At 37.3% G+C, this 26,464-nt stretch carries 28 protein-coding genes; 8 read left to right on the top strand and 20 right to left on the bottom strand.

The window, feature by feature from the left end; all coding sequences use genetic code 11:
- Positions 1-94: 94 nt before the first annotated feature.
- The gene (locus F598_RS0110180; RefSeq protein ID WP_019038945.1) at positions 95-628 is read left to right on the top strand and encodes a DUF2911 domain-containing protein; all 534 of its coding nucleotides are present in this window, start codon (positions 95-97) and stop codon (positions 626-628) included.
- A gap of 136 nt (positions 629-764) precedes the next feature.
- On the opposite strand, the gene F598_RS0110175 is transcribed toward F598_RS0110180, so the two are convergent.
- From F598_RS0110175 to F598_RS0110120, 12 genes are all read right to left on the bottom strand, one after another.
- Positions 765-2,153: a pyridoxal phosphate-dependent decarboxylase family protein gene (locus F598_RS0110175; RefSeq protein ID WP_019038944.1), complete on the bottom strand. Its 1,389-nt coding sequence runs from the start codon at positions 2,151-2,153 to the stop codon at positions 765-767.
- Between the two features lie 4 nt (positions 2,154-2,157).
- Positions 2,158-3,771: a bacillithiol biosynthesis cysteine-adding enzyme BshC gene (gene bshC / locus F598_RS0110170; protein WP_019038943.1), complete on the bottom strand. Its 1,614-nt coding sequence runs from the start codon at positions 3,769-3,771 to the stop codon at positions 2,158-2,160.
- A 114-nt stretch (positions 3,772-3,885) separates the two neighbouring features.
- The gene (rimO, locus tag F598_RS0110165) at positions 3,886-5,238 is read right to left on the bottom strand and encodes a 30S ribosomal protein S12 methylthiotransferase RimO (RefSeq protein ID WP_019038942.1); all 1,353 of its coding nucleotides are present in this window, start codon (positions 5,236-5,238) and stop codon (positions 3,886-3,888) included.
- Between the two features lie 102 nt (positions 5,239-5,340).
- A complete protein-coding gene (locus tag F598_RS0110160; RefSeq protein WP_019038941.1) occupies positions 5,341-5,640 on the bottom strand; it encodes a hypothetical protein in 300 nt (99 codons plus the stop codon).
- On the bottom strand, positions 5,640-6,602 hold the full coding sequence (gene ftsY / locus F598_RS0110155; RefSeq protein WP_019038940.1) for a signal recognition particle-docking protein FtsY: 963 nt from the start codon (positions 6,600-6,602) through the stop codon (positions 5,640-5,642). Before ftsY ends, F598_RS0110160 begins: the two co-directional genes overlap by 1 nt.
- Before the next feature lie 117 nt (positions 6,603-6,719).
- Positions 6,720-6,872: a DUF4295 domain-containing protein gene (locus tag F598_RS15120; protein ID WP_019038939.1), complete on the bottom strand. Its 153-nt coding sequence runs from the start codon at positions 6,870-6,872 to the stop codon at positions 6,720-6,722.
- Between the two features lie 3 nt (positions 6,873-6,875).
- Positions 6,876-7,058, bottom strand: coding sequence for a 50S ribosomal protein L33 (rpmG, locus tag F598_RS0110145; protein WP_019038938.1), 183 nt, complete (start codon positions 7,056-7,058; stop codon positions 6,876-6,878).
- A 19-nt stretch (positions 7,059-7,077) separates the two neighbouring features.
- Positions 7,078-7,317, bottom strand: a complete 240-nt coding sequence (rpmB, locus tag F598_RS0110140; RefSeq protein ID WP_019038937.1) for a 50S ribosomal protein L28 — start codon at positions 7,315-7,317, stop codon at positions 7,078-7,080.
- An 85-nt stretch (positions 7,318-7,402) separates the two neighbouring features.
- Positions 7,403-8,650: a competence/damage-inducible protein A gene (locus F598_RS0110135; protein WP_019038936.1), complete on the bottom strand. Its 1,248-nt coding sequence runs from the start codon at positions 8,648-8,650 to the stop codon at positions 7,403-7,405.
- A gap of 3 nt (positions 8,651-8,653) precedes the next feature.
- A complete protein-coding gene (locus tag F598_RS0110130; RefSeq protein ID WP_019038935.1) occupies positions 8,654-9,268 on the bottom strand; it encodes a fumarylacetoacetate hydrolase family protein in 615 nt (204 codons plus the stop codon).
- Positions 9,269-9,435: 167 nt separating this feature from the next.
- On the bottom strand, positions 9,436-9,780 hold the full coding sequence (locus tag F598_RS0110125; RefSeq protein ID WP_157594998.1) for a hypothetical protein: 345 nt from the start codon (positions 9,778-9,780) through the stop codon (positions 9,436-9,438).
- Positions 9,781-9,873: 93 nt separating this feature from the next.
- Entirely contained in the window at positions 9,874-10,644 is a 771-nt protein-coding gene (locus tag F598_RS0110120; RefSeq protein WP_019038933.1) for a 3'-5' exonuclease, read from the bottom strand.
- A gap of 142 nt (positions 10,645-10,786) precedes the next feature.
- Here F598_RS0110120 and F598_RS0110115 point away from each other — a divergent pair, with 142 nt between their 5' ends.
- The gene (locus F598_RS0110115) at positions 10,787-11,215 is read left to right on the top strand and encodes a BLUF domain-containing protein (RefSeq protein WP_026302643.1); all 429 of its coding nucleotides are present in this window, start codon (positions 10,787-10,789) and stop codon (positions 11,213-11,215) included.
- Positions 11,216-11,267: 52 nt separating this feature from the next.
- Here F598_RS0110115 and F598_RS0110110 read toward each other — a convergent pair whose 3' ends face one another.
- Together F598_RS0110110 and F598_RS0110105 are read right to left on the bottom strand one after the other, a co-directional pair.
- A complete protein-coding gene (locus tag F598_RS0110110) occupies positions 11,268-12,224 on the bottom strand; it encodes a transketolase family protein (RefSeq protein WP_019038931.1) in 957 nt (318 codons plus the stop codon).
- 35 nt (positions 12,225-12,259) lie between these two features.
- Entirely contained in the window at positions 12,260-13,105 is an 846-nt protein-coding gene (locus tag F598_RS0110105) for a transketolase (RefSeq protein WP_019038930.1), read from the bottom strand.
- A 142-nt stretch (positions 13,106-13,247) separates the two neighbouring features.
- Here F598_RS0110105 and tgt point away from each other — a divergent pair, with 142 nt between their 5' ends.
- The 5 genes from tgt (at position 13,248) to F598_RS0110080 (ending at position 19,466) form a co-directional block, all read left to right on the top strand.
- On the top strand, positions 13,248-14,378 hold the full coding sequence (gene tgt, locus F598_RS0110100) for a tRNA guanosine(34) transglycosylase Tgt (protein WP_019038929.1): 1,131 nt from the start codon (positions 13,248-13,250) through the stop codon (positions 14,376-14,378).
- Positions 14,379-14,389: 11 nt separating this feature from the next.
- The gene (locus F598_RS0110095; protein ID WP_019038928.1) at positions 14,390-15,466 is read left to right on the top strand and encodes an LptF/LptG family permease; all 1,077 of its coding nucleotides are present in this window, start codon (positions 14,390-14,392) and stop codon (positions 15,464-15,466) included.
- Between the two features lie 73 nt (positions 15,467-15,539).
- On the top strand, positions 15,540-16,493 hold the full coding sequence (locus F598_RS0110090; RefSeq protein ID WP_019038927.1) for an acetyl-CoA carboxylase carboxyltransferase subunit alpha: 954 nt from the start codon (positions 15,540-15,542) through the stop codon (positions 16,491-16,493).
- Positions 16,494-16,659: 166 nt separating this feature from the next.
- On the top strand, positions 16,660-18,201 hold the full coding sequence (gene dnaB / locus F598_RS0110085; RefSeq protein WP_019038926.1) for a replicative DNA helicase: 1,542 nt from the start codon (positions 16,660-16,662) through the stop codon (positions 18,199-18,201).
- Between the two features lie 8 nt (positions 18,202-18,209).
- Positions 18,210-19,466 carry a hypothetical protein gene (locus F598_RS0110080; protein ID WP_019038925.1) on the top strand — a complete coding sequence of 419 codons (1,257 nt, stop codon included), beginning with the start codon at positions 18,210-18,212 and terminating at the stop codon, positions 19,464-19,466.
- Here the strand turns inward: F598_RS0110080 and lptB are convergent, their stop codons facing one another.
- From lptB to F598_RS0110055, 5 genes are read right to left on the bottom strand one after another with little or no spacing between them, the layout of a single operon-like run.
- The gene (gene lptB / locus F598_RS0110075) at positions 19,467-20,222 is read right to left on the bottom strand and encodes an LPS export ABC transporter ATP-binding protein (RefSeq protein WP_019038924.1); all 756 of its coding nucleotides are present in this window, start codon (positions 20,220-20,222) and stop codon (positions 19,467-19,469) included.
- A 2-nt stretch (positions 20,223-20,224) separates the two neighbouring features.
- On the bottom strand, positions 20,225-20,884 hold the full coding sequence (locus tag F598_RS0110070) for a hypothetical protein (protein WP_026302642.1): 660 nt from the start codon (positions 20,882-20,884) through the stop codon (positions 20,225-20,227).
- A gap of 16 nt (positions 20,885-20,900) precedes the next feature.
- A complete protein-coding gene (locus tag F598_RS0110065; RefSeq protein WP_026302641.1) occupies positions 20,901-21,260 on the bottom strand; it encodes a carboxymuconolactone decarboxylase family protein in 360 nt (119 codons plus the stop codon).
- A gap of 2 nt (positions 21,261-21,262) precedes the next feature.
- Positions 21,263-22,108 carry a twin-arginine translocase subunit TatC gene (gene tatC, locus F598_RS0110060; protein ID WP_019038921.1) on the bottom strand — a complete coding sequence of 282 codons (846 nt, stop codon included), beginning with the start codon at positions 22,106-22,108 and terminating at the stop codon, positions 21,263-21,265.
- 1 nt (position 22,109) lies between these two features.
- Positions 22,110-23,072, bottom strand: a complete 963-nt coding sequence (locus F598_RS0110055) for a KpsF/GutQ family sugar-phosphate isomerase (protein WP_019038920.1) — start codon at positions 23,070-23,072, stop codon at positions 22,110-22,112.
- Positions 23,073-23,161: 89 nt separating this feature from the next.
- Here F598_RS0110055 and recQ point away from each other — a divergent pair, with 89 nt between their 5' ends.
- The gene (gene recQ / locus F598_RS0110050) at positions 23,162-25,348 is read left to right on the top strand and encodes a DNA helicase RecQ (protein ID WP_019038919.1); all 2,187 of its coding nucleotides are present in this window, start codon (positions 23,162-23,164) and stop codon (positions 25,346-25,348) included.
- A gap of 158 nt (positions 25,349-25,506) precedes the next feature.
- On the opposite strand, the gene ctlX is transcribed toward recQ, so the two are convergent.
- Positions 25,507-26,439, bottom strand: a complete 933-nt coding sequence (gene ctlX, locus F598_RS0110045) for a citrulline utilization hydrolase CtlX (protein WP_019038918.1) — start codon at positions 26,437-26,439, stop codon at positions 25,507-25,509.
- Between the last annotated feature and the right edge of the window lie 25 nt (positions 26,440-26,464).

Here is a 26,464-nt window from a genome sequence, read left to right as displayed (position 1 = left end):
ATCAATTTCTATTATAAATTAATGTTTACTTTAACAAGAATTAAACGATATATACGTTTAGATTAAGCTAAACTTGTTTAAAAAATTGAAAATCATGAATTTGATAAAAATAAGTCTTCTAAGTCTATTGATTAGCTTTTCAGTGAATGCACAGGATTTTTCCGATATGGACAAAAGTCCAATGGATGCTGTAATTACAAGAAACCAAGACAACTCACCTCTGGCAAGGATTGTTTACAGCAGGCCAAAGAAGAAAAACAGGGTTATTTTTGGAAAACTTGTTCCATTCAATAAAATATGGAGAACAGGAGCTAATGAGGCTACTGAAATTACATTTTACGAGACTGCCTACATCAATGGAACTAAGGTAAATCCAGGAACTTATACACTTTATACCATTCCACAGAAAGATGAATGGACCATTATCATTAATGAGAAAATAAATGTTTGGGGAGCTTATAGCTACGAAAAGTCCCTTGACGTTTTAAGAACGACAGTCCCTGTCAAAAGCACTGCAGCTACTGTTGAAGATTTTTCGATCACGTTTAAGCCCACAGAAGACGGATCCGATCTTTTGATGGGTTGGGATGATACGTTTGTCGAAATCCCTATTCGAAAAGCCAAGTAAGTTTAAGAACTTCTGGTTTATACTTATTTAAAAAAGACCCGATCTGAAATATCAATTTTCAAATCGGGTCTTTTTATTTGGTAAAAGCTCAGTATAAATTCTGAAAATCATGAACCATTATTTAAAAATCTAACTGCTATTTCATAGATTCTAAAATTTCTTTGATGTCTTTCTCTGTTGTATCCGGGTTGATGAAACAAAACCTCGCACAAGTGATGGTTTCACCTTCAACAGTCCATTTGGTAGGGGTAACCAAAGCGAAGCCACTATCGTGATTGGTATACGTCCAATCACGATAATCCTCTGCGGTCCATCCTAATCTTGAAAACAACACACAAGAAAGTCCTGGTTCTCTTATTAACTCAACGTGAGGCATGAGTTCAATCTGTTTGGCGGCATTGTTTGCTAATTCTAGTCCACGCTCAATCGCCGTGGTATATCGTTCAGTTCCGTGCATGGCTAAGGAATACCAGAGTGGCAAGCCTCTAAGGCGTCTTGTTAATTGAATTTGATAATCAGATGGATTAAAACCTTGAGCGCCTTCATCTTTAAAAATGTCTAGGTAAGCTCCTTTTTGAGAATGAGCGTTTTTAGCCAGCTCCATGTTTTTGTAAATTATAGCTCCGCAATCATAGGGTGAAAACATCCATTTATGTGGATCTATAGTTACGCTATCTGCTCTCTCGATTCCTTCAAAAAGATGCCTTACCGAAGGAGCAGCTAATGCTGCTCCACCATAAGCAGCATCCACATGAAACCAAAGTTTTTCACTCTCGGTGATTTCTGCTACCCCTTTGAGGTCATCTATAATCCCAGCATTAGTAGTTCCTCCAGTCGCCACGATGGCGAAGAGACGTTTCCGATCAAAATTCGAAAGTTTATCGATTTCTTTTTCCAGACATTCCTTTGTTAATTTATGTTCTGCATTATCGTCTACAGTGATAATGTCAGCATCAATAACCTGAGCCATTGATTTTACTGAAGAATGAGCTCCACTAGAAGTAATTATTAAACCTTTTAAGGCTTTGTTTTCTTCGTTGAGAGATCTCCAATATTCTCTAGCAGCGACTATAGCCGAAAGGTTTGCAGCTGTACCACCGCTAGTGAATACACCAAATGATCCTTCTGGCATATCCGTGAGAGAAACCAACCATTCCATAGCTCTATTTTCACAAAAGATACCTCCCCCTCCAGTCATCCAATAGGCTCCATGGATACTAGCAGCAGAAGTTACCAAATCAAAGAGGACAGCAGCACGTGTAGGTGCAGCTGGCACAAACGCCAAGTGCCTTGGATGATCTACTGGCACAGCTGCTTTAACTAAAATATCTCTAAATAACTGAAAAGCCTTTTCACCACCAATCCCTTCTTTGGTGACCGTATCACCCACTAATTTAAGCAAGTCCTTCTCCTGTTTTGGTTTTCCAAGTTCCGGCGAAGTATTTGAGATTCTATTGATGGCATATTTCATGATATCGAGGGTCATTTCGACGGTCTCCATATCTACAGCGTGCATGCTTTTCATAAACTTATTGTTTTGTGTTATAAATATCGAGTTCTAAGCAGATAAAGTCGAATTGAAACGGATCTAATTCATTCAATAATTTGGGTATTAAACGTTCTCCATAATCCACAAAAATTTCACTAAAATTGAGTTGCCTCTCCTGTAGGGAGCGACCAGGGAACAATTCACTTTGAAGTTCTAAAATACGTTCATTCTGCTGCTTTAATTTTTTCTTTTGAGCTTTGAGCAATCGCTTTTCCAGGTGGTCTAAACCATTTTTTTGCTTTTTTTCCTGAGCTGCCACAGCTCCGTAAAAAGAGTGATCGGTTTTAGAGGCTAGGTCATAAAGCTCTGCAAACTGTTGATGTAAAGTTTGTTTTTGTTTATGAAAGTCTATTTTAATTTTAGAATTCCGTCTGGTCTGCAAGGCTTCGAGCTGTTCCGGACTTAAAAATAAATCATAGATATCCGCCTCTAGTTTTTTTATTTTTTTGGAGACTTTGTCAGAATATAATAAGACAGAATTCCTAAGCATTAATATGGGAAAGGTTACCGACGAAGCATCGAATAGAGATTTAAGCTCTAACCAATATGCCTGTTCACCTCCACCCCCAATATAAGCCAAATTTGGCAATAAGACTTCCTGATATAAAGGTCGCATAACTACATTTGGAGAAAATCGCTCTGGATGTTGATCTACAAGCTCTAGTATTTCGTCTTTTGTGAATTCCATATCGGTTTCTAAAACGTAATACTTCTGATCTTTTTTTACAATTCGCTCCCTTAGACCTTCTAGCATATAAAACAAATTGATTTCTCTTGGATTTACCTGTACAGAGTAACCCAAATCTGAAAGAACGCCTGCTTGTTTTTCTGTTTCTTTAAAAGAAGTATGATGAATTAAATCGTCTTTGATGTAATGATCGAATCTTGATTTAAGCCGAGCATCATCAGCGTCTAATATGACAAGACCTTCTTTACCAAAAAGCTCATTGGCCAAAAACTGAGTAGCTTCTGCCAAATTATCATGATTGAGGTAAGCAATTTTAAACAGACCTTTAAGGTATTCTGCATTTTCACTTTTACCGAATTCCTTTTCAATCTGCTTAGCTACTTTTTCAAGCCCTGAGGTGGACAAATGTCCAACTGGACCTTTTGCAGCTTTTTCCCATCTGATTTTTTTATCCTTGAAATTAAAAAAATTGATCTCTTCAAAATCATGGTCTTCAGAAGCCATCCAATATACGGGTACAAAATTAAAGTCTGGATAGTTGGACTTTAACTGTTTTGCTAAATTTAGCGTTGAAACTATTTTGTAAAGAAAATAAAGAGGACCAGTAAATAAATTAAGCTGATGTCCAGTAGTAACGGTAAACGTAGAATCTTCGTTGAGTAAATCAATATGATGTTGAGTTGCTTCAGAAGTTGAAAGGGAACTGTACTGGGTTTGGAGTACTTCAACTAGCGCCTCTCGATTAGATTGATCATAAGTCGATTTTTTTTCATCAATCTGGCTTTTAAAGTTTTTGATGGTCGGAAATCGATTATAAAATGGCTTTAAATCCTGTTTTTCTTCAATGTAATCTGTGATCAGGTTTGAAAAAAAACCAGTCTTCCTAAATGATAAACAGTCAGCCATATAAGTTCTAATTTAGAATCAAGCAAATATAGAGGAGGCCAACTAAAAAGCTTTAAAAAGATACGTTAAATCAAAGACATTGACTTTCTTCGTTGGTTAAGCAGATGATGAAATTTACATTATTTTGGTAAAAGATTCTGGAGATGAACTTGAAGATACTTCTGCTTCAATTGGCTCCCCATAAAGATCAAAATCTCCTGCATCTGTGATTTTTATATTAGCAAATTCACCGGTTTTCAGATAATGAGTTTTAGCGTCGATTAAAACTTCATTATCTACGTCTGGCGAGTCGAACTCTGTTCTCCCCACAAAATAACCACCCTCTTTTCTATCGATCACACATCTAAAAGTTTCTCCAATCTTTTGCTGGTTAAGTTCCCAGGAGATCTGTGATTGAATTTCCATAATTTCGTTAGCCCTTTGAATCTTCACCTCTTCAGGAACATTATCTTCTAGATTATAGGCATGAGTATTTTCTTCATGCGAGTAGGTAAAGCAACCTAAGCGTTCAAATCGCATTTCTTGTACCCAGTCCTTTAACTCTTGAAAATCCGTTTCAGTTTCTCCAGGATAACCAACAATTAGTGTTGTTCTGATGGCCATTTCTGGTACTTCTTTTCTGAATTTAGAAAGTAAATCGGTTGTTTTTTTATGAGTAGTTCCTCTTCGCATAGATTTCAATAGATGATCTGAAATATGCTGAAGGGGAATATCTATATAGTTGCACACTTTTGGCTCCTCACGTATTACCTCCAAAACGTCTTCAGGGAAACCTGTAGGAAAGGCATAGTGTAAACGAATCCATTCTATGCCTTCTACTTTTACGAGTGCTTTAAGCAATTCTGCTAAGTTTCTTTTCTTATACAAGTCGAGGCCGTAATAAGTCAGGTCCTGGGCAATCAAAATCAATTCTTTTACACCTTGAGCAGCTAACTTTGTAGCCTCCTGAACTAAATCTTCAATTGGAGTTGATTTATGTCCTCCCCTCATCAATGGAATTGCACAAAACGAGCAGGGCCTGTCACAACCTTCTGCGATTTTCAAAAAGGCGTAATTTTTAGGAGTTGTGGTCATACGCTCCCCAATCAACTCGTGTTTATAGTCTGCGCCTAAAGCTTTGAGTAGTGCAGGCAGTTCTGTAGTACCAAAATATTGATCGACATCAGGTATTTCTTTTTGCAAGTCTGGCTTATAGCGTTCGGATAAGCATCCCGTTACAAACACTTTCTCCACGTCTCCATTTTCTTTTTGCTGAACATAGTCTAGAATTGTATTAACAGACTCCTCCTTAGCATTATCGATAAAACCACAGGTATTAATCACCACGACATCACCTTCAGTTTCATGAGCTACCTCTTTCCCATTGGCTTTAAGCTGTCCCATAAGCACCTCAGAATCGTAGATATTTTTACTACATCCTAAAGTAACAACGTTGATTTTGTTCTTTTTTATAGACTTTGTTCTCATGCATCTTATAATTGAATGGCAAAGATACAATCTTCATATTTGAAAGAAATTGCATTCGCCTTATAGTTTAACTAAAGCTAAAGTATTGATGGTTCTTAGCGCCTAGATTGTATTATGAATCCAAACGATCAAATCCTGTTCGTAAAAGCGCATGGCCGAAATAACAACAATGCTGCCAAGGGCGTAAGCCCAATTAACCTTATCCGTTTTTAAGAAATAATAACCTAATAGTCCTAAGAGGATGATAGGCGAAGCAATTAGCAAATTAGCTGCTACCCAGCCTCCTTGTAGGATAGCTGATAATTTTAAAAGTAGAAAAAAACCAGAATAAATCACTATAATTTTAGTGATGATCAATTTGTTCCTTTCCGATGAAAAGGGTTTTGGCTTTTGCTCAGACATTAGGATTTATTTGAAAAAAATGAATCGACAAATTCGTACTTATTAAAAATTTGAAGGTCCTCTACTCCTTCACCTACTCCTATATATTTGACCGGGATTTTAAACTGATCACTAATACCAATTACCACGCCTCCTTTAGCAGTGCCATCGAGCTTGGTGATAGCCAGGGCGGTGACTTCAGTAGCTGCTGTAAATTGTTTAGCTTGTTCAAAAGCGTTTTGACCTGTTGAGCCATCTAAAACCAGAAGAACCTCATCAGGAACATCTGGAGTCACTTTCTGCATAACCCTTTTGATTTTAGAAAGTTCGTTCATCAGGTTGACTTTATTATGAAGTCGACCTGCAGTATCGAGGATAACTACATCTGCCTCTTGCTTTATGGCGCTTTGAACCGTATCAAATGCAACGGAAGCTGGATCGCTTCCCATTTTTTGTTTTACGATTGAAACTCCAACACGGTCTGCCCAGATTTGTAATTGATCAACAGCCGCAGCTCTAAAGGTATCTCCGGCACCTAGTACTACTTTTTTACCTTTTAGTTTGTACTGGTTCGCGAGTTTTCCGATAGTGGTCGTTTTTCCTACTCCATTAACGCCAACCACCATAATCACGTAAGGCTTTTTACCTTCCGGTAATTCTAGACTTTCAAGCTCCCCATTTTCTGACTCACTTAATAGCCCAGCTATTTCTTCTCTCAATATTAGGTTAAGCTCTTCTGTTCCTAAATATTTATCTCGAGCTACGCGTTCTTCAATTCTATCAATTATTTTAATTGTAGTAGCCACTCCCACATCACTAGAAACCAATATTTCTTCAAGGTCGTCAAGAACGCTCTCATCTACTTTGGATTTTCCAGCAACAGCTTTGCTTAGTTTACCAAAGAAATCTGTTTTAGACTTTTCCAGACCTTCATCCAGTTTTTCTTTTTTTTCTTTGGAAAATATTTTTTTAAAAAAACTCATGGTTAAAAATTAAAAGTTAGCCTTAGGACTACTGTATAAAATTGATTGCAAAGATAGGCAAAAACAAAAAAGCCATCGCAAAAATGCAATGGCTTCATGTATAATAAAGTCTTAAACTTACTTACTCTTTAAAAAATCATTCACCTCATCAGGAGCCATGATTTTTTCTTCGAAAACATACGCACCAGATTTTGGTGATTTCACCATCTTAATTGCTTTGGTAAGTCTTTTTGTTCCGGTTTGAATTGTACCTACTGATTTCTTAGCCATAACTTATTTAATTTCTTTATGAACAGTCATTTTCTTCATGATAGGATTAAACTTTTTAAGTTCTAATCTATCTGGAGTATTTCTTTTGTTCTTCGTTGTGATGTATCTTGAAGTCCCTGGAAGGCCTGAATTTTTATGCTCAGTACATTCCATTATAACTTGAACTCTATTGCCTTTCTTTGCCATAACTTAATTCTTTATTGTCTTATTTTGTCAAGAATCCTTTTGCACGAGCTTCTTTCAAAACAGCACTAATTCCTTTCTTATTGATGGTTTTTAAGATAGAAGTTGATACTTTTAAGGTAATCCACTTATCTTCTTCTGGGATGTAAAATCTCTTCTTAACCAAGTTGACGCTAAATTTACGTCTAGTTCTATTTAATGCGTGGGAAACGTTGTTTCCAGACATCGCTCTTTTTCCTGTAAGCTCACAAACTCTTGACATTATTATATACTTTTAGGTGTTATTAAAAACAGGATGCAAATTAACGACTTTTTTCTGAATTAGAAAAAATAAATTTTACTGAATTTTATTTTTTTAGAATGGCTTCATAAATCAACTCCAAAGCCTTATTAACTGCTTTTTGAGTCACTCGTTCTCTGTGCTTACCAAATTGAAATTCATGCACTTGAGTCGCTTCTGGCGTAGCGACGGCAATAAAAACGGTTCCTATTTCAGCATCGCTATCCCCTTTAGTTGGTCCAGCGTTTCCTGTTGTTGCTAATGCATAATCAGATTTAAACATCGCTTTGGCTTTCTCTGCCATTACTTTAGTGATTTCAGAACTCACCACAGAATATTTCTCAACAAACTCTTCGGGAATTTTTAATACATCCGATTTAGCAGAAGTAGCATAGCTTACGACAGAACCTATAAAATACTTAGAGGCTCCAGGAATTTCTGTAAATTTTGCAGCCAGTCGCCCTCCGGTACAACTCTCTGCAGTAGCTAAGGTTTTGCCCTTCAAACTAAAAGATTCGGCAATTCGCTCTTCAAGCGTTTGCTCATCTTCATAGCCTTTAATAATGTCTCCAATAATTCTATTCAAATGCTCAATAGAAGTTTCCAAGCCTTCTTTCAGCACCTGCTCATCCTCTCCTCTGGCACTTAAACGTAGCCTTACTCGGCCTAAACTTGGTAGATAAGCTAATTTTATAAAAGGAGGAAGTTGATTTTCCCAGTCTTCAATCCGGTCTGCGATTGCGCTTTCGCCTAAACCATAGGTCAAAACAGTTTTATGAATAATATATGGCGTTTTAAAGCGATCTTGAAGTCTTGGCAGAGCCTGTTCGGTCAAAATGGATTTCATCTCATAAGGCACTCCGGGCATCGAAATATAGACCACATCATTTTTCTCAAACCACATCCCTGGCGCTGTACCGTACTCATTATGTAAAGTGATTGCCTGAGAAGGCATCCAGGCTTGGGAACGATTAGCTTCCAGAATTGGCGTGTTGACGTATTTTTTGAATATCTCTTCCACATGATCCAGTATTTTTTGATCTAAAACAAGTTCATCATTGAAATATTCGCAAAAGGTATGCTTCGTAATATCATCTTTAGTTGGGCCTAGCCCGCCGGTGATGATGATAATATTAGATCGCTTGGAGGCTTCCTCCAATGCATTTAAGATATGTGACTTTTCGTCTTCAATCGAAGAAATTTGATAGACATCTACCCCAATTTTATTGAGTTGCTTTGCTATAAATGCGGAGTTGGTATCTATAATTTGACCGATGAGTATTTCATCGCCTATGGTAATTATTTCTGCTTGCATAAATTACTTAACTTGAATTGAAAAAATAGAAGAATCTTCAATAAACCCTTCCAGCACATCTCCCTCTTTCACCTGACCCACACCAGATGGGGTGCCTGTAAAAATAATATCCCCAATTTTGAGAGTAAAGTATTGAGAAACATAAGCAATAAGTTCATCTATTTTCCAGAGCATTTCTGAAGTAGAACCTGACTGAACTGTTGCTTTATTTTTTTCTAATCTGAAGTTGATCGCGTTGACATCCTGAAATTCAGTTTTGGACATCCATCGCTCTCCAATGACCGCTGCTCCATCAAAGCCTTTGGCTTTTTCCCAGGGTAAACCTGCAGACTTGAGCTGATGCTGCACATCTCTTGCCGTAAAATCTATACCCAAGCCAATATCATCGTAATACTTATGAGCAAATTTAGATTGGATATGCTTACCTACCTTTTTGATCTTAATCAGCACCTCAACTTCGTGGTGCACATCATTTGAAAAAGAGGGTATAATAAAGGGATTATTTTTAAGTAAGACTGAAGAATCTGGTTTTAAGAAAACCACAGGATCCTTAGGCTTTTCATTCTTAAGCTCATTGATATGACTTGTATAATTTCTACCGATACAAATTAATTTCATAGTATAATTTAGGCGACTAAATAAATCGTAAAATTACAATAGCAGGTTACAATAATTATTTTACTTATGTTAAAATAATTATACTTAAAAAGACCTCACAGTCCCTTAATTTCGGGACTGTGAGGTCCTTACATTACATTATAAGCTTGTAGTATTTATGTAATATTTTATTGATTTTTATTTGAAATCAAGGGTTTTGGTTCAAAAAGTAATGGTTTTTTACCATTTACAGTCTTTTTTATCACTATAGTGTTTTGGTCGGCCTGCAAAGGGTTGATTCCAAGTTTTAGTAAGGTCTCTGTTTGGTCTTCATCTTTAAATGAATTGAAATTAAAATTAGACAAGTTAATGTTCTTTGGATTTACGTTTTCAAATCCAGGGTCTATGGATAACGCATTTAAAGGTCTAATTTTGATGTCGGTAGAATCAATTTCGAGTTTCATTTCTACCTGCGCATAACTTAATGAGCACAAAAATAAAGTCAGAATAAACAGCAAGTTCTTTTTCATCATAGAAGGTTTAGATTCATATGCCTAAGATATATAATTTATGACATGTGTATATCCCAAGACTATATTAAACTTTACCTGTGATTGAAAATCGATTTATTTCGTCGCTAGCTTTCTCAACTTAATAGCCGTCAATACTTTTTTAGTATACAAGGGAAAATCAGAATTTTGTATCCAACCGAAGTACCCAGGCTCTTTTTCCAGAACGTCTTCTACTTTTTTACCTCTAAATTTTCCGAAGCCAAAGACTTCTTCGTCCTTTTTATTAAGCACAATAAATCCAGCTAGATCTGCAAATTTTTTATGAGCGCTGTAAGATGAGAGCCATTTGGTATCGTTTTCCAGATCGGGATAGCGGTCTAACTGAGATTTTAAGACTTCGTAAGTTGCATTGGTATCGGCTTCCGCACTGTGAGCATCGGTAAGATCTTTATCACAGTAAAACTTATAAGCTGCTTCCAGAGTTCGTTTTTCTTTTTTATGAAAAATCGTTTGCACATCAACTGCATTTATCTTTTTCATGTCAAAATCTAACCCGACTCTAAGCATTTCTTCTGCCAGTAGTGGAATATCAAATCTATTACTGTTGTAGCCTGCTAAATCGCAACCTTTAATCATCGCATTGATCTTTGGCGCTAGTTCTTCAAACTTAGGCTCATTCGCTACATCTTCATCGCTAATACCATGGATAGCTGTCGTCTCCTTAGGGATGGGGATGCCAGGATTAACCTTCCACGTAAAACTTTCCTTATTGTTATTTTCATAAACTTTCAAGATCGATATTTCAACAATCCTGTCTTTTGAAATATTGGTGCCTGTTGTTTCTAAATCGAAAAAACAGATTGGTCGAGTCAACTTTAGTTCCATGGCAGATATTTTATGCAAAGTTAGTATTTGACATCAAAGTAACCCTGAATTAACTAAAATTTCAACTTATTCTGGTATTTGCAAATTTTCTTGTTAATATGAAAAAAAAGTTTAAATTACATTTTTAATCAACCAAAACCGAATGGCATTAAAGTTTGTATCCTACATGAGTTCTCAATCTCGTGTAATGTCCAAAAAAAGTATTGAAGAATTTTTATTTCAAGTTAGAGAAAAAAATAAACTACTTACCATAACTGGAGTCTTACTGCTTATACAAGGTAAATTTGTTCAATATATAGAAGGTCCTGAAGAAGAAATTACAGATGTCTATGAATCTATAAGTAATGATCACAGGCATACTGACATGATATTATTAGATTCAGGAGACCTGGAAGAACGCCAGTTTAAAGACTGGTCTATGGCTTATAAAGAAGTGAGTGATAAACAGGTAAAAGGCATCATCGGTGATGAAGAGCTGAATCTAGAGGATATTTTTCTAAACTCTAAAGATCACGATTATCACCCTGTTCTAAAAGTTTTGTACGACTTTGTAAAGACCTTATCTTCATAAAAAAAGCCTTTAGAAAAAAATCTAAAGGCTCTCTATAGTTGAATTTGTTTTCTTACTCCTTCCTTAATATCACTGCTTCAGCTTTTTCTGAAATAGCTTTGGCGTTGAGACCATACTTATCGAGAAGCATCAATGGCTCTCCGCTTTCTCCAAAGGTATCATTGGTTGCAACGAATTCTTGTGGAGCAGGATGATTAAGTGTAAGGGTCCTGGCAACACTTTCGCCTAAACCGCCTAAAAAGTTATGCTCCTCTGCTGTAACGACACATTTGGTCTTTCGTACAGATTTCAAAATCGCAGTTTCGTCTAGTGGCTTAATCGTATGAATATTAATGACCTCAGCAGAAATCCCTTTATCCTCAAGAGTTTTTGCGGCTTCTAGCGCCTCCCAAACCAAATGACCGGTTGCAACAATGGTCACATCATTACCTTCAGTTAGCGCGACAGCTTTACCGATCTCAAATTTTTGGTCTTCTGGGGTAAAATTTGGCACTTTTGGTCTACCAAATCTAAGATAAACAGGACCATCATGTTCTGCAATGGCAATCGTTGCAGCTTTGGTTTGATTATAATCACAGGTATTAATGACTGTCATTCCAGGGAGCATTTTCATCAATCCTAAGTCTTCTAAAATTTGGTGGGTTGCCCCATCTTCTCCCAATGTCAAACCAGCATGTGAAGCACAGATTTTTACATTTTTCCCTGAATAAGCCACAGATTGCCTAATCTGATCATAGACACGACCAGTAGAAAAATTAGCAAAAGTTCCAGTAAAAGGAATTTTACCACCAATAGTCATTCCAGCGGCGATACCAATCATATTGGCTTCTGCAATACCAATTTGAAAAAAACGCTCCGGATGGTTATTTTTGAACTCGTCCATCTTTAAGGAACCTGTAAGGTCTGCACACATAGCAACGACCTCTGGGTTAGTCCTACCAAGTTCTGCAAGTCCTGCTCCAAATCCAGATCGAGTATCTATATTTCCTGTATTTTTATATGTTTTCATTTCTTATGAACTTTGTCTTTAGTTAAAATTTGATATTAATAGTCACCTAATGTTTCTGGATTCTGACTCAAGGCAGTTTGAAGCTGTTCATCATTTGGTGCTTTCCCATGCCAGGCATGAGTCCCCATCATGAAGTCGACACCATTACCCATTTCGGTTTCCATTAAAATGACAATTGGCTGTTTTTTGCCTGTCAACTCCTTTGCAGTTTCCAAAGTGGTTTTTATAGCATCTAGATCATTACCTTCTTTCAATTCTAAAACCTTCCAATCAAAAGCTTCAAACTTTTTCTTCAAATCTCCAAGCGGCAGAACATCGTCTGTAGCTCCATCTATTTGCTTCTTGTTATAATCTATCGTTGCAATAAGATTATCAACACCCTTAGAACCAGCATATAAAATTGCTTCCCAGTTCTGTCCTTCCTGAAGTTCTCCATCACCATGTAAGCTATAGATAAGATGTGAATCTCCATTCAGTTTTTTGGTCAATGCTGCTCCAATGGCTACAGACATTCCCTGTCCTAGTGATCCAGAAGCAATCCTTACACCGGGTAATCCCTCATGAGTGGTTGGATGGCCTTGCAGCCTGGAATCAATTTTTCTAAATGTATTTAATTCTTTTACAGGAAAAAATCCAGATCTGGATAGCACACTATAAAAAACCGGAGATATATGGCCGTTAGACAAGAAGAATAAATCTTCATTTACGCCATCCATATTAAAGTCTTTAGAATAATCCATTACTTCCTGATAGAGCACTGAAAAGAATTCTGCACATCCTAGAGAGCCTCCAGGATGACCTGAATTCACTTGATGAACCTGGCGAAGAATGTCTCTTCTGACTTGCGTTACAAAATCTTGTAAATGTTGTGATGTCGACATGAGATAAAATCAAAATTTTTAAGTTGCTCAAAAGTAAGGATTTATTGTAAAACTGAAGGCCAAAGATTAGGCTAACCTAATATTAAATCCTGAGAAGTTGTTTTGAAAGAAGTCCCTATCTTTGCAGGCTATTGAAATTTATATGAAATTCGAATTACTCGGTAAAGACCCAAATTCAAAAGCGAGAGCAGGAAAACTTACGACAGACCATGGTGTCATCGAGACGCCTATTTTTATGCCAGTAGGAACCATCGCCACTGTAAAGGGGGTTCACCAAAAAGAACTCAAAGAAGAAATTAATCCCGATATCATTCTGGGAAATACCTACCATCTTTATTTAAGACCGGGGACTGGTATATTAAAAAAAGCAGGCGGACTTCATAAGTTCATGAATTGGGATAGAAATATACTCACCGATAGTGGTGGTTACCAGGTGTACTCTCTTTCTGCCAATAGAAAAATAAACGAAGAAGGTGTAAAATTTAAATCTCATATCGACGGCTCAACTCATTTATTCACTCCTGAAAGCGCAGTGGATGTCCAGAGAGAAATCGGAGCTGATATCATTATGGCGTTTGACGAATGCACACCCTACCCCTGTGATTATAATTATGCTAAACGTTCGATGCACATGACCCATCGGTGGCTAGACCGCTGCATGACTCACATGAAAAGCACTTCTCCATTATACGGCCATGACCAGACACTCTTTCCAATTGTGCAAGGAAGCACTTACAAAGATTTAAGAAAGCAATCTGCTGAGTATATCGCTAATGTTGGAGCTGAAGGAAATGCCATAGGCGGGTTATCTGTTGGGGAGCCAGACGATGAAATGTATGCAATGACAGAAGTGGTCACTGATATTTTGCCTGAAGACAAACCCAGATATCTAATGGGTGTAGGAACGCCTTCCAATTTATTAGAAAACATTGCGCTGGGAGTAGATATGTTTGATTGCGTTATGCCAACTCGAAATGCCAGAAATGGTATGCTTTTTACTTCTGAAGGTACTGTTAATATAAAAAATAAAAAGTGGGAAGATGACTTTTCTGTACTGGATCCAGCAGGTTACACCTGGGTCGATACAGAATATTCAAAAGCATATTTAAGGCATTTATTTTCGGTTAAAGAGCTTTTAGGCAAACAAATTGCTACAATTCACAATTTAGGATTTTATCTTTGGCTAGTGAGAGAAGCACGCAGACAGATTCAGGCCGGAACATTTAGACCCTGGAAAGATACCATGGTAAAAAAATTATCAATAAGACTTTAAATTTTGATGCATTGAAAATTATTGACTGGTATATTTTAAAGCGATACTTAGCCACTTTTGTTGCGCTTTTACTGATGTTTATTCCCATTGGTATCGTTGTGAATCTATCTGAAAAAATAGACGAAATACAGGAAAACGAAGTTCCTTTAGAAGAAGTATTGGTGTTTTACGGGAATTTCACAATTTATTTCGCCAACTTATTATTCCCTATTTTTTTATTCCTTTCCATTATTTGGTTCACCTCCAAACTTGCCAACAACACTGAAATTATCGCTATTTTGAGTTCTGGTATTTCTTTCTGGAGGTTTTTAAGACCTTATTTTGTTGGAGCAACTTTAGTTTGCGGCATCGCCCTGATATTTACAATGTACCTGGTCCCAAATGCTAGCGAGGGCTTTAATGAATTCAAATACAAGTACTTTAAAAAAGGGAGACAGTCCCAGGAGACCTCAAATGTATACAGGCAAGTCAATGATAATGAATTCATATTTGCGACAAATTTTCAACCCAATACAAGAACAGCCAGAAATTTTACGCTTGAACACTTTGAGGATGACAAAATGGAATTTAAAATTTCTGCTTCTCGCTTAAAATTCAATCCTGAAGATTCAACTTATACTTTAAATAACTTTGAAAAGAGAATCATCAACGATCGTGAAGATGTAATTTACAGAGCCTCAACATTAGACACAGTGCTTCCTTTTGAATTTGATGAACTCACCCCTGTAGAATATATTGCTGAAACCTTAGATTATGGTGAGCTTAAGGAGTTCATTGCTACAGAGAAGCGACGAGGATCCGCGAATATCAGCAGCTATGAAATTGTAGCTTATAAACGCTGGAGTGTACCGATTTCAGCTTTTATTCTCACTATCATTGCTGTTTCAGTTTCTGCAATGAAAAGACGTGGGGGCATGGGTGTTAACCTAGCTATAGGGATTGTAATTGCCTTTGGATATATTTTTTTAGACAAGGTGTTTGGAACTATTGCTGAAAAATCTACTTTTTCTCCGATTATCGCTGTTTGGTTTTCCAATATATTATTTGGTTTATTAGCTATTTATCTCTTAATCAAAGCAAAACGCTAATCATTGTTTTTAAATAAACAGGCATAACTTTCATATATTTGCGAATTGACTTTTAAAGAAACACACCATATTCATGGAATATTTAGATTTTGAATTACCGATAAAAGCTCTTCAGGAGCAATACGAGAAGGCATGCGAAATAGGGGAAGACAGTGAAGTAGATGTCACCGACACCTGTAAGCAAATCAAGCTCAAGCTCGATAATAAAAAGAAAGAGATATACTCCAATCTTGATGCCTGGCAGAGAGTTCAATTGTCCAGACATCCCAACAGACCCTACACTCTAGATTATATCAACGCGATCTGCGGAAATACCTTTATGGAACTCCATGGCGACCGAACCTTTGGGGATGACAAAGCTATGATTGGCGGGTTAGGAAAAATCAACCAGCAAAGCTTTATGTTTATTGGCCAGCAAAAGGGTTACAATACCAAAACGAGACAATACAGAAATTTTGGTATGGCCAATCCGGAAGGCTACAGAAAAGCTCTGCGCTTGATGAAAAAAGCAGAAAAATTCGATTTGCCTATCGTGACTCTTGTTGATACCCCGGGAGCTTTTCCAGGCTTAGAAGCCGAAGAACGAGGTCAAGGTGAAGCTATTGCAAGAAACATTATGGAGATGAGTCAGCTCAAAGTTCCGATTATTGTCATTATCATTGGAGAAGGAGCGAGTGGCGGAGCTTTAGGTATAGCGGTTGGAGACCGCGTCATGATGCTTGAAAACACTTGGTATTCTGTCATTTCTCCAGAATCTTGTTCTTCTATTTTGTGGAGAAGCTGGGAATATAAACAAACTGCAGCTGAAGCCCTGAAGTTGACAGCTACAGACATGAAGAAGTTAAAAATTATAGACAAGATCATAAAGGAACCTCTAGGTGGAGCACATAGCAATAGAGAAAAAACTTTCGAAATTGTAACCAAGTCTATTCTGTCAGAACTTGAAGAATTGAAAAAGTTATCCCCAGAAGATTTGATTGAAAAACGAATGAACAAATTTGTGGATTTAGGAGTCTATTCTGAATAAGCCCTTTTAAATATAAATTCTTAGAAAAAATCCAGATATTCTTTATCTGGATTTTTTAGTTATCCACATTTTCAAGGAGTTATGCACAGGGTGTTGTGGAAAACGAAGTACTGTTAACAACCTTTATTTTCTACGAACTTCATGAGCTTTTATTTACATTCGCAATATGGAAAACGCGACTCAATCATCTTATAAAAATTCGCCAAAAGGCGATGTCATTAGCCTCCAAAAGGGCAAAATACCGCCTCAAGCAATTGATCTTGAAGAAGTTATACTTGGAGCGATGATGATAGACAAAAAAGGGGTAGACGAAGTCATTGATATCTTACACCCCGATGTCTTTTACAAAGAAGCTCATAAAAATATCTATGAAGCTATCATCATGCTTTTTGAAAAAGGAGACCCAATAGACTTATTAACGGTTTCCACAGAATTAAAGAAATCAAAAAAATTACAGGCTTCAGGAGGGGAATATTACTTGATTCAATTGACCCAGAAGGTCTCTTCTTCTGCTCACATAGAATACCATTCACGAATTGTTCTTCAAAAATACATTCAGAGGTGCTTAATCAAAATTTCAAATGAAATTATTGAAGAATCCTACGATGAAGGCACCGATGTTTTTGATCTTCTCGATCATGCAGAATCCAAACTTTACGAAGTCACCCAGGGCAATATCAAACGGTCTTCAGAAACAGCTCAAAACCTGGTGATGCAGGCCAAAAAACGAATTGAAGAAATTTCGAACAAAGAGGGATTAAGCGGTGTGCCGTCTGGATTTACAGACTTAGATAAACTCACCTCTGGTTGGCAACCCAGTGACCTTGTCATTATTGCAGCTCGTCCAGGTATGGGTAAAACGGCACTTACCTTGACCATGGCCAGAAATATTGCTGTTGGACAAAATATTCCAGTTGCTTTCTTCTCACTGGAAATGTCTTCAGTACAGTTGATTACACGACTTATTTCTTCAGAAACAGGTCTGAGTTCAGAAAAGCTCAGAACGGGTAATCTGGAGCCTCACGAGTGGGAACAGCTCAACGTCAAGGTAAAGTCTTTAGAACAGGCACCCTTATTTATTGATGATACCCCATCACTTTCTATTTTTGACTTGAGAGCAAAAGCCAGAAGGCTTTCTTCTCAACATGGGATTAAGCTTATCGTAGTAGATTACCTTCAACTGATGACAGGCGGTGGGTCTCAAAAAGGAGGAAACAGAGAGCAAGAAATTTCTACAATTTCCAGAAACCTAAAAGCATTAGCAAAAGAATTAAATATCCCAGTATTGGCTTTATCTCAGCTATCCAGAGCCGTAGAAACCCGGGGTGGCAGTAAAAGACCTTTGCTAAGTGACTTGAGAGAATCTGGAGCTATAGAACAGGATGCCGATATTGTATCCTTTATTTACCGACCAGAATATTACGATATCGAAGAATGGGATGATGATGCACAAACGCCTACCCAGGGTCAGGCAGAGTTTATCATCGCCAAACACAGAAATGGTGGATTGGATAATATTCGATTGAAATTCATCGGTCAACTCGGTAAATTTGAGAACCTTGATAATTTTGACTCTCCCTTTGAAATCAATTCAAGTATGAATTCTGGAAAAGACGCTGAAGGACCATCCTTTCCTAATGCTGAAGATGTGTTTGGCTCTGCTCCTCCACCACCTCCCGGCATAGATGATGATGAGGTACCGTTTTAATCTAATCCATGAAAAAAATAATTATCATTATAACCTTGTTAATGAGCTGGAGCGGGTTTTCCAACTTCATACTCATTCCAATGGATTTTGAATCTCAGGACAATCATCTCAAAGCCTATGGAATATCATATTGGTTATTAGAACGAGATCAAAAAGTCCAATGGTTACTTAATTACAGAGGCGGCTCTTTTCTTTCGCCGTATTCTGATGATCTTAAGAGAGAATGCACGATAAGAGGAGTATCTTTTGAAGTCATCTCCAACTCAAAATCAGAAGAGATTTTAAGAACTATAAGCAGCCCTTCTCAAAACATGGAAGCAGTTTTACTGGAAAAGGCACCTAAAATTGCAGTCTATTCTCCTCAAGGCAACGCGCCATGGGATGACGCCGTTACCATGGTGCTTGAATTTGCAGAAATTCCATACGAGACTATTTATGATAAAGAGGTGCTGGCGGATGAACTTTTGCTATATGATTGGCTTCACCTTCATCATGAAGATTTTACGGGTCAGTATGGCAAGTTCTACAGGGCTTACCGCTCAGCCCCCTGGTACATCAAAGAAAAAAAAGAAGCCGAAGCCTACGCCAGTTCACTTGGCTACGATAAAGTTTCTGAGGCAAAGCTTGCAGTCTCTAAAAAAATAAATGCTTATGTTATCGGTGGCGGCTTTATGTTTGCCATGTGCAGCGCTACTGACTCATTTGATATCGCTTTGTCTGCAGATGGTGTTGATATTTGTGAACCTATGTTTGATGGCGATCCTTCTGAGGCTGGATATCAAAATAAAATCGATTATTCCAAGACCTTTGCTTTTACAGATTTTATTCTGGAGAAGGATCCCATGGTCTACGAATATTCCTCTATAGATATGACTGAGCGAAGAGCGGTCCCTAAGTCTAAAGATTATTTTACACTTATGGATTATTCTGCCAAATGGGATCCAATTCCTACCATGCTTTGCCAGAATCATACAGCTGTTGTTAAAGGATTTATGGGACAGACGACTGCATTCAATCCCAACCAAATCAAGTCTAATGTACTTGTGATGGGTAAAAACAAATTAAATGAGGAAGCCAGGTACATTCATGGCATAAAAGGAAAAGGCTTTTTTACATTTTATGGAGGCCATGATCCTGAAGATTACCAACACCGTGTAGGAGATCCTAAAACTGAACTAGAATTACACCCAAAGTCACCCGGCTATCGCCTAATTTTGAATAATATCTTATTTCCTGCAGCAGAGAAAAAGAAACAAAAAACTTAATTATTTAAATATCTTCTTCTTACGAAGTTCGAAGTTTTGGCCCAGATAAACTTTTCTCACCATCTCATCGTTTGCCAATTCTTCAGGCTGCCCATGTTTTAAAATCCCTCCTTCAAACATCAGGTAAGTTCGATCTGTGATAGCCAAGGTTTCCTGGACATTATGATCTGTAATGAGAATGCCTATGTTTTTATTTTTCAGCTGAGCTACAATCTTTTGAATATCTTCCACCGCTACTGGATCTACACCGGCAAAAGGTTCATCCAGCAAAATAAATTTTGGATCTGTAGCTAAGGCTCGTGCGATTTCAGTTCGTCTTCGTTCCCCTCCAGACAACAAATCTCCGCGGTTGGTTCTGATATGGTTAAGACCAAATTCACTGATGAGTGCTTCCATTTTTTCTTCGCGCTCCTTTTTATTTAAATCAGTAAGCTGAAGCACACTCATGATGTTGTCTTCTATGCTTAATTTTCTAAATATAGAAGCTTCCTGAGCGAGATAACCTATTCCATTTTGAGCCCTTTTATACATCGGAAATTTGGTAATATCCACTTTATCCAAAAAAATACGCCCACCATTGGGTTTAATAAGCCCAACAATCATATAAAATGAAGTTGTTTTTCCGGCACCATTAGGGCCTAAAAGACCAACAATTTCCCCTTGAGTAACCTCAACACTAATGCCTTTTACAACTTTTTTTCCCTTGTAAGATTTAATTAGGTTTTCTGCACGAAGTGTCGCTTGATTGAGGCTCATAATTACACTTTTCTTGTCGATTTAATTCCAAAGATAATCATCTCTACTACACCTATGAGTATAATTGAATAGGCTAATAACTCTAAGCTCTCCTCCGAAGCATCTTTCACAGGCCTCATGAAGTCTCTTAGGGCGACCACTTTTTCACCGTTCTCAGAAATCACATACTTATCGTGAGTATCTCTTAATAAGTCAATCCACATCAGTTTTCTACCATAAAGCCTCGAAAACACATGTAATATAACCAGTCCAGAGAAGAAAAAAGCAAAACCATAAGTCTTAGATACTGAAGTGATCTCAAGAATTAGTCTTTTCCAATTTTTCACAACTAGTACCATGACCAAAATAATAATGACCAGGGAAAAAACCTGCCAAGCTTTGTCAAATAGCTGAGTATTCAACCAAAAATCAAATTCTCTCACAAAATGAACACCTAAGAATCCCGCTAAAACAAGAAAGAACAACCTAAAGTCTTTTGCTTTCGAGGCAAAACTTACCAATAGCACTGTACTTATCAATAATACAATTTCCTGTGTGATCTCGATTAATGAATCCTCTTTGACTTCACCTTCAGCAAAATCAAACTGAATTACTAAAGCCATGAGAAACATCACGGCTGAATAACTTACCAATCGAGTAAAAAGTGGAATTAATGGTTTCATAGAAATTTGAGTTGAATTAACTGGTTTTACCAAATTTTTGTTCTAAAGCTTCCCAATATTCAAAAGCTCGTCTTAAATGTGGAATAACAATAGTGCCTCCAACAAGTGTTCCGATACTTAAGGCTTCAACCACTTGAGCACGCTCTAAGCCTTCCTTATAAGAAGATTCTAAATGGTATTTCACACAGTCATCGCATCTCAACACTAAGGAAGAAACTAAACCTAACAGCTCTTTGGTTTTAACGTCTAAAGCACCTTCTGTAAAGGAGTTGGTATCCAGGTTAAAAATACGCTTTAATACCTTATTATTCTCTTCTAAAATTTTACCGTTCATCCTGGCTCTGTAAGCCTCAAATTCATCTACTAAATCGATCATAATTAATTATTTGTTTTTCTTTTTTTTTCTGCTTTTCGTTGTTTTCTCAATACTAATTTTGATATAAAAATGCTCACTTCATATAAAACCAACACCGGAATTGCTACAATCACCTGGCTGGCAATGTCTGGAGGAGTAATCAAGGCTGAAATGATCAATATGAACACCAGCGCGTATTTTCTATTTTTCTTTAGGAATTCTGGCGTTACTACCCCTACTTTGGTCAAGAAATAAATGATGACTGGCAACTCAAATATAAGACCGCTGGCAAGGACTGAAGCCCTAACCAAACCGATATAACTACTAAGATCAAAATCATTAAATACTTCTGAGCTTACTGTATAACTCCCTAAAAAATTGACGGATAAAGGAGTAATTACGTAATAACCGAATAATACCCCGAGGAAGAATAGAAACGAAGTCACGAAGATAAATCCTCTGGCTGTTTTTCGTTCTGTAGATTGTAAGCCTGGCGCAATAAAAGCCCAAAATTGATAAATCACATAGGGAAAAGAAATTATAAATCCAGCTGTAATCGAAGTCCAGATATGGGCGCTAAACTGCCCTGCCATGGTCCTACTTTGAATTCTGAAAGGAAGCTCATCAAAGCAAAAGCTTTCCTGAAGTCCAAAATATTCAGAAATATTACAGAGAATACTATAGGTCAGAAAGTCTGCACGCTTTGGTCCAAAGATAATCACATCAAAGATGAAAGATTTCAAACCAAAAGCAACGGCTCCTCCTATTAATATCGCTAGCGTGGCCCGTAATAAATGCCATCTCAAATCTTCGAGATGATCTAGAAAAGACATATTATTGGGATCCTTCTTGGATTTTGATTTTGCCATACTATATAATGCCTTCTTTTACCAAGTTATGAAGGTGAACAATACCAGCATATTTTCCAGATTCCAGAGCGATAAGTTGAGTTATATCATTATTTTCTAAAAGCTCTAGGGCTTCAATAGCCATTGCAGAATTTTTAATGGTTTTGGGATGGTCGGACATAATGTCTTTGGCTTTGAGTTGTGTAAAGTCCTCTGCAGAACTCAACATCCTCCTTAAATCTCCATCAGTAATGATACCTACAACCTCTTCTTGATCCAAAACAGCTGTCACGCCTAACATGTTTCTTGAAATTTCGACAATTACATCCTTTAAAGGTGTTTCTTTAGTCACCTGAGGTTTCATATTTTGAGAAGTGATATCCTGCACTCTAAGGTACAGTGTTTTACCCAAAGCTCCGCCTGGATGAAATCTTGCAAAATCATCACTGGAAAACCCTCTCAATTTCAATAAACAGACAGCCAAAGCATCACCCATAACAAGTTGTGCGGTCGTACTGGTTGTTGGGGCCAGATTGTTAGGACAGGCTTCTTTTTCCACAAAAGCATTCAAAATAAAATCGGCTTGTTGACCTAAGAATGACTCTTTATTACCAGTTATGGCTATTAATGTGTTTTTAAAATTTTTGATCAGTGGAGCTAAAACCTTTATTTCTGGCGTATTACCACTTTTTGAAATGCAAATAACGATGTCATCTTCCAGGATGGTTCCCAGGTCGCCATGAATCGCATCTGCTGCATGCATAAAGACTGCAGGAGTTCCAGTGGAATTGAGGGTAGCCACAATTTTAGTTGCAATTACCGCACTTTTACCAATTCCAGTAATAATAACCCTGCCTTTGGATTTATAAATGGCATTTACAGCATCAGAAAATGAATTATCGATAAGACTCCCAAGGTTCTTGATGGCCTTGTACTCCATTTCGATGATTTCTTTTGCGTAAGATTGTATTGCTACATCTTCCATAAATTACTATATTTAATAATTGCGCGCCTTTAAAGAATGCGTATATTTAATTTTGCAAAGGTAAATAAAACTAAATAGTAATAATTCAATTGGAACAAATCAATTTACATCAAGAATTAAAGAAATACTTTGGTTTTAGTGAGTTCAAAGGACTCCAGGAAGAGGTTATAAAAAGCATCATCGCTAGTGAGGATACATTCGTTATAATGCCTACAGGAGGCGGGAAATCGTTGTGTTATCAACTTCCTGCATTAATTAAAGACGGTACTGCAATAGTTGTATCACCGCTCATCGCTTTGATGAAAAATCAAGTGGATGCCATCAGAAACATATCAGAGCATCACGGGGTTGCCCATGTGTTAAATTCTTCGTTAAATAAGACTCAGGTTAAGCAGGTCAAAGAAGACATTTCCAACGGCGTAACAAAACTGCTTTATGTTGCTCCAGAGTCACTCACTAAAACAGAATACATTGATTTTCTGAAAGAAGAAAACATTTCTTTTTTAGCGATAGATGAAGCACATTGTATTTCTGAATGGGGACACGATTTCAGACCCGAATACCGCAACCTTAAGAATATCATAGAGCGCATTGGAAATGACATCCCCATTATTGGATTAACAGCCACAGCTACTCCCAAAGTACAGGAAGATATTTTAAAGAACCTTAGAATTCCAAACGCCAAAACCTTTAAAGCCTCGTTTAACAGGCCAAACCTGTATTATGAAATCAGGCCAAAGACCGACGACATCGATTCTGACATCATTAAATTTATTAAGAAAAATTCCGGTAAAAGTGGTATCATTTACTGCCTGAGCAGAAAACGGGTAGAGCAGCTTGCGCAAACCCTTCAAGTAAACGGCATAAAAGCCGTACCCTACCATGCAGGTTTAGATGCTAAAACCAGAAGCAAACATCAAGATATGTTTCTTATGGAAGATATTGATGTGGTGGTGGCAACCATTGCTTTTGGTATGGGAATAGATAAGCCAGATGTTCGCTTTGTGATCCATAATGATGTTCCTAAAAGCATTGAAAGTTACTATCAGGAAACTGGTAGAGCTGGTCGGGATGGCGGTGAGGGCCATTGTATAGCTTACTATAATCATAAGGACATAGAAAAGCTTGAAAAATTCATGAGTGGCAAACCCATTGCCGAACAAGAGATTGGACATGCGCTTTTACAAGACGTAGTAGCCTTCGCAGAGAGTTCCATTTCTAGACGAAAATATATTCTTCACTATTTTGGGGAAGAGTTTGATAATGAAACAGGAGAGGGTGGAGATATGGATGATAACGTGCGGTATCCTAAGAAGAAAAAAGAAGCAAAAGAGGATGTTGTCTTATTACTAAAGACTGTAAGAGATACGGGGCAGCTCTTTAAGTCCAAGGAAATTGTTCACACCTTATCTGGAAAAACAAATGTCCTCATCAAATCGAATAAAGTAGAAAAACTAGAGGTGTTTGGAGCAGGTAAAGATAAACCTTCCAGTTATTGGACAGCTCTGCTTAGACAGGTTATCATTTCTGGAATGCTTAAAAAGGAACTGGAGTCTTACGGAGTGGTAAAGCTACAACCTAGTGGCAAAGCTTTCTTAGAGGAACCCAGCTCGTTCATGATGACAGAGGATAATGACTTTAGTAAGCCGATGAAAAGCTCTACTGCTTCTCAAGCCTCGGGCGGAACAGACCAAAAGCTTTTAAAGATGCTGAAGGACTTGAGGAAGAAAATCGCAAAGCGAAAAGAAGTTCCTCCATTTGTCGTGTTTCAAGATCCTTCCTTAGAGGATATGGCTCTTAAATACCCAATAGACCAGGATGAATTGATCAATATTCATGGGGTGGGCGAAGGAAAGGCAAAGAAGTTTGGTAAAGAGTTTATATCTCTCATTAAAGATTATGTAGAAGAAAACGACATCTTAAGACCAGATGATCTCGTAGTGAAAAGTACCGGAGCCAATAGTGCAAATAAGCTTTACATCATTCAAAATGTTGATAGGAAATTACCACTTACTGACATAGCACAGGGCAAAGGTTTTGAAATGAAGGATTTCATTAAAGAAATGGAAGCCATTGTTTTTAGCGGAACTAAGCTCAATATTGATTATTGGCTAGATGATATCTTAGATGAAGATCAGCAAGAAGAAATACATGATTATTTTCTGGATGCAGAATCAGATAGCATCAATGAAGCTATAGAGGAATTTGATGGAGATTATGATGAGGAAGAACTAAGGCTTTACCGAATAAAATTTATCAGTCAGGAGGCCAACTAAATAAAGATTTGCCTCAAAACATTTTATAACGATGAATGTCATATGGAGCCTGACGGCAAAGATAGGGTAGTCATAGTGAGTTGAATTTAATCACTGGAATTACTAGAATCCGCTCGAAATGAAAATAGTTGAGGTATTGAGACAATTTCTTTTTACGACTACTTCGCTTTTGGTATAAATACTTCAGCCAACATACATCTGGCGCTGCCTCCGCCGTGAGTTTCTATGGTGCTGAGATCACTGCTTAGTATTTTACAATGCTTTTCAATCGCTTCGATTTGATGAGGTTTTAAAGCATCATGAGCCGTTTTACTCATCACTAAAAACTTATCTTTTGCTCCCTGAACCTGTAACATATTTCCGGCAAAATTATTCATTTGCTCTTCAGATATCGTTATGATTTCTTTTCCATCCTGAGAAAGACTTTCTGTTACGAGTTTCCTTTCTTTTTTATCGTCGATAGTATCTAGACATATCACAGCAAACTCTTCTGCCACACACATCATCACATTAGTATGATAAATGGGCAGCCTTTTACCATCATGACTTTGATACGCATTGAATATAATAGGAGTATATTCAAAATCTTCACAAAACTCAATGACTAAATCTTCATCTGCTCTGGGAGATAAAGCACAATAGGCTTTTTGATGTTGACGATCTAGTATTAAGCTGCCCGTCCCTTCTAAAAATACATTCTCTAATTCTGCAGAGGTGTAATCCACAAAGTTTCTGATGACTCTTCCCTCGGCTTCTATCTTATCAAAAATATCTTCACGTCGCTCTTTACGCCTGTTCTTAGCAAACATTGGGTACAGTGCTACGTCTCCATTTTCATGAAACGACACCCAGTTATTAGGGAAAATTGAATCTGGCGTGTCCTGGCTGGCTATATCATCGATAACAATTATATGGACGCCAGCGGCTTTAAGTTTTTCTGCAAAGGCATCAAATTCGTCCTGAGCTTTCTTATTAACTGTAGCTTGTAATTCTTCTGTGGAGTGTTGAAAGTAATTATTGACAGCAGTTTCTTCGTTCATCCTGAAGTTTACCGGACGGATCATTACTAAGGTATCTGTAATTTGTTTCATCAGTTTAATTCTAATAGTTTATAGT

The sequence above is a fragment of the Psychroflexus tropicus DSM 15496 genome, from assembly GCF_000378765.1.
Classification (GTDB): Bacteria; Bacteroidota; Bacteroidia; order Flavobacteriales; family Flavobacteriaceae; genus Psychroflexus; species Psychroflexus tropicus.
Note: the sequence above shows the minus strand (reverse complement) of the source record. Positions and strands in the feature narration are given on the sequence as shown.

Bases quoted from the DNA above. Each gene is read 5' to 3' on its own strand.
- bshC (WP_019038943.1), bottom strand. From the start codon at position 3,771: ATGGCTGACTGTTTATCATTTAGGAAGACTGGTTTTTTTTCAAACCTG.
- ctlX (WP_019038918.1), bottom strand. From the start codon at position 26,439: ATGAAACAAATTACAGATACCTTAGTAATGATCCGTCCGGTAAACTTC.
- F598_RS0110125 (WP_157594998.1), bottom strand. From the start codon at position 9,780: ATGATGAAAAAGAACTTGCTGTTTATTCTGACTTTATTTTTGTGCTCA.
- ftsY (WP_019038940.1), bottom strand. From the start codon at position 6,602: ATGAGTTTTTTTAAAAAAATATTTTCCAAAGAAAAAAAAGAAAAACTG.
- F598_RS0110160 (WP_019038941.1), bottom strand. From the start codon at position 5,640: ATGTCTGAGCAAAAGCCAAAACCCTTTTCATCGGAAAGGAACAAATTG.
- tatC (WP_019038921.1), bottom strand. From the start codon at position 22,108: ATGGCAAAATCAAAATCCAAGAAGGATCCCAATAATATGTCTTTTCTA.
- F598_RS0110135 (WP_019038936.1), bottom strand. From the start codon at position 8,650: ATGCAAGCAGAAATAATTACCATAGGCGATGAAATACTCATCGGTCAA.
- F598_RS0110080 (WP_019038925.1), top strand. From the start codon at position 18,210: ATGAAAAAAATAATTATCATTATAACCTTGTTAATGAGCTGGAGCGGG.
- F598_RS0110120 (WP_019038933.1), bottom strand. From the start codon at position 10,644: ATGGAACTAAAGTTGACTCGACCAATCTGTTTTTTCGATTTAGAAACA.
- rpmB (WP_019038937.1), bottom strand. From the start codon at position 7,317: ATGTCAAGAGTTTGTGAGCTTACAGGAAAAAGAGCGATGTCTGGAAAC.
- rpmG (WP_019038938.1), bottom strand. From the start codon at position 7,058: ATGGCAAAGAAAGGCAATAGAGTTCAAGTTATAATGGAATGTACTGAG.
- F598_RS0110110 (WP_019038931.1), bottom strand. From the start codon at position 12,224: ATGAAAACATATAAAAATACAGGAAATATAGATACTCGATCTGGATTT.
- F598_RS0110070 (WP_026302642.1), bottom strand. From the start codon at position 20,884: ATGAAACCATTAATTCCACTTTTTACTCGATTGGTAAGTTATTCAGCC.
- tgt (WP_019038929.1), top strand. From the start codon at position 13,248: ATGAAATTCGAATTACTCGGTAAAGACCCAAATTCAAAAGCGAGAGCA.
- F598_RS0110180 (WP_019038945.1), top strand. From the start codon at position 95: ATGAATTTGATAAAAATAAGTCTTCTAAGTCTATTGATTAGCTTTTCA.
- F598_RS0110175 (WP_019038944.1), bottom strand. From the start codon at position 2,153: ATGAAAAGCATGCACGCTGTAGATATGGAGACCGTCGAAATGACCCTC.
- rimO (WP_019038942.1), bottom strand. From the start codon at position 5,238: ATGAGAACAAAGTCTATAAAAAAGAACAAAATCAACGTTGTTACTTTA.
- lptB (WP_019038924.1), bottom strand. From the start codon at position 20,222: ATGAGCCTCAATCAAGCGACACTTCGTGCAGAAAACCTAATTAAATCT.
- F598_RS0110090 (WP_019038927.1), top strand. From the start codon at position 15,540: ATGGAATATTTAGATTTTGAATTACCGATAAAAGCTCTTCAGGAGCAA.
- F598_RS0110105 (WP_019038930.1), bottom strand. From the start codon at position 13,105: ATGTCGACATCACAACATTTACAAGATTTTGTAACGCAAGTCAGAAGA.
- F598_RS0110115 (WP_026302643.1), top strand. From the start codon at position 10,787: ATGGCATTAAAGTTTGTATCCTACATGAGTTCTCAATCTCGTGTAATG.
- dnaB (WP_019038926.1), top strand. From the start codon at position 16,660: ATGGAAAACGCGACTCAATCATCTTATAAAAATTCGCCAAAAGGCGAT.
- F598_RS0110055 (WP_019038920.1), bottom strand. From the start codon at position 23,072: ATGGAAGATGTAGCAATACAATCTTACGCAAAAGAAATCATCGAAATG.
- F598_RS15120 (WP_019038939.1), bottom strand. From the start codon at position 6,872: ATGGCTAAGAAATCAGTAGGTACAATTCAAACCGGAACAAAAAGACTT.
- F598_RS0110065 (WP_026302641.1), bottom strand. From the start codon at position 21,260: ATGATCGATTTAGTAGATGAATTTGAGGCTTACAGAGCCAGGATGAAC.
- F598_RS0110130 (WP_019038935.1), bottom strand. From the start codon at position 9,268: ATGAAATTAATTTGTATCGGTAGAAATTATACAAGTCATATCAATGAG.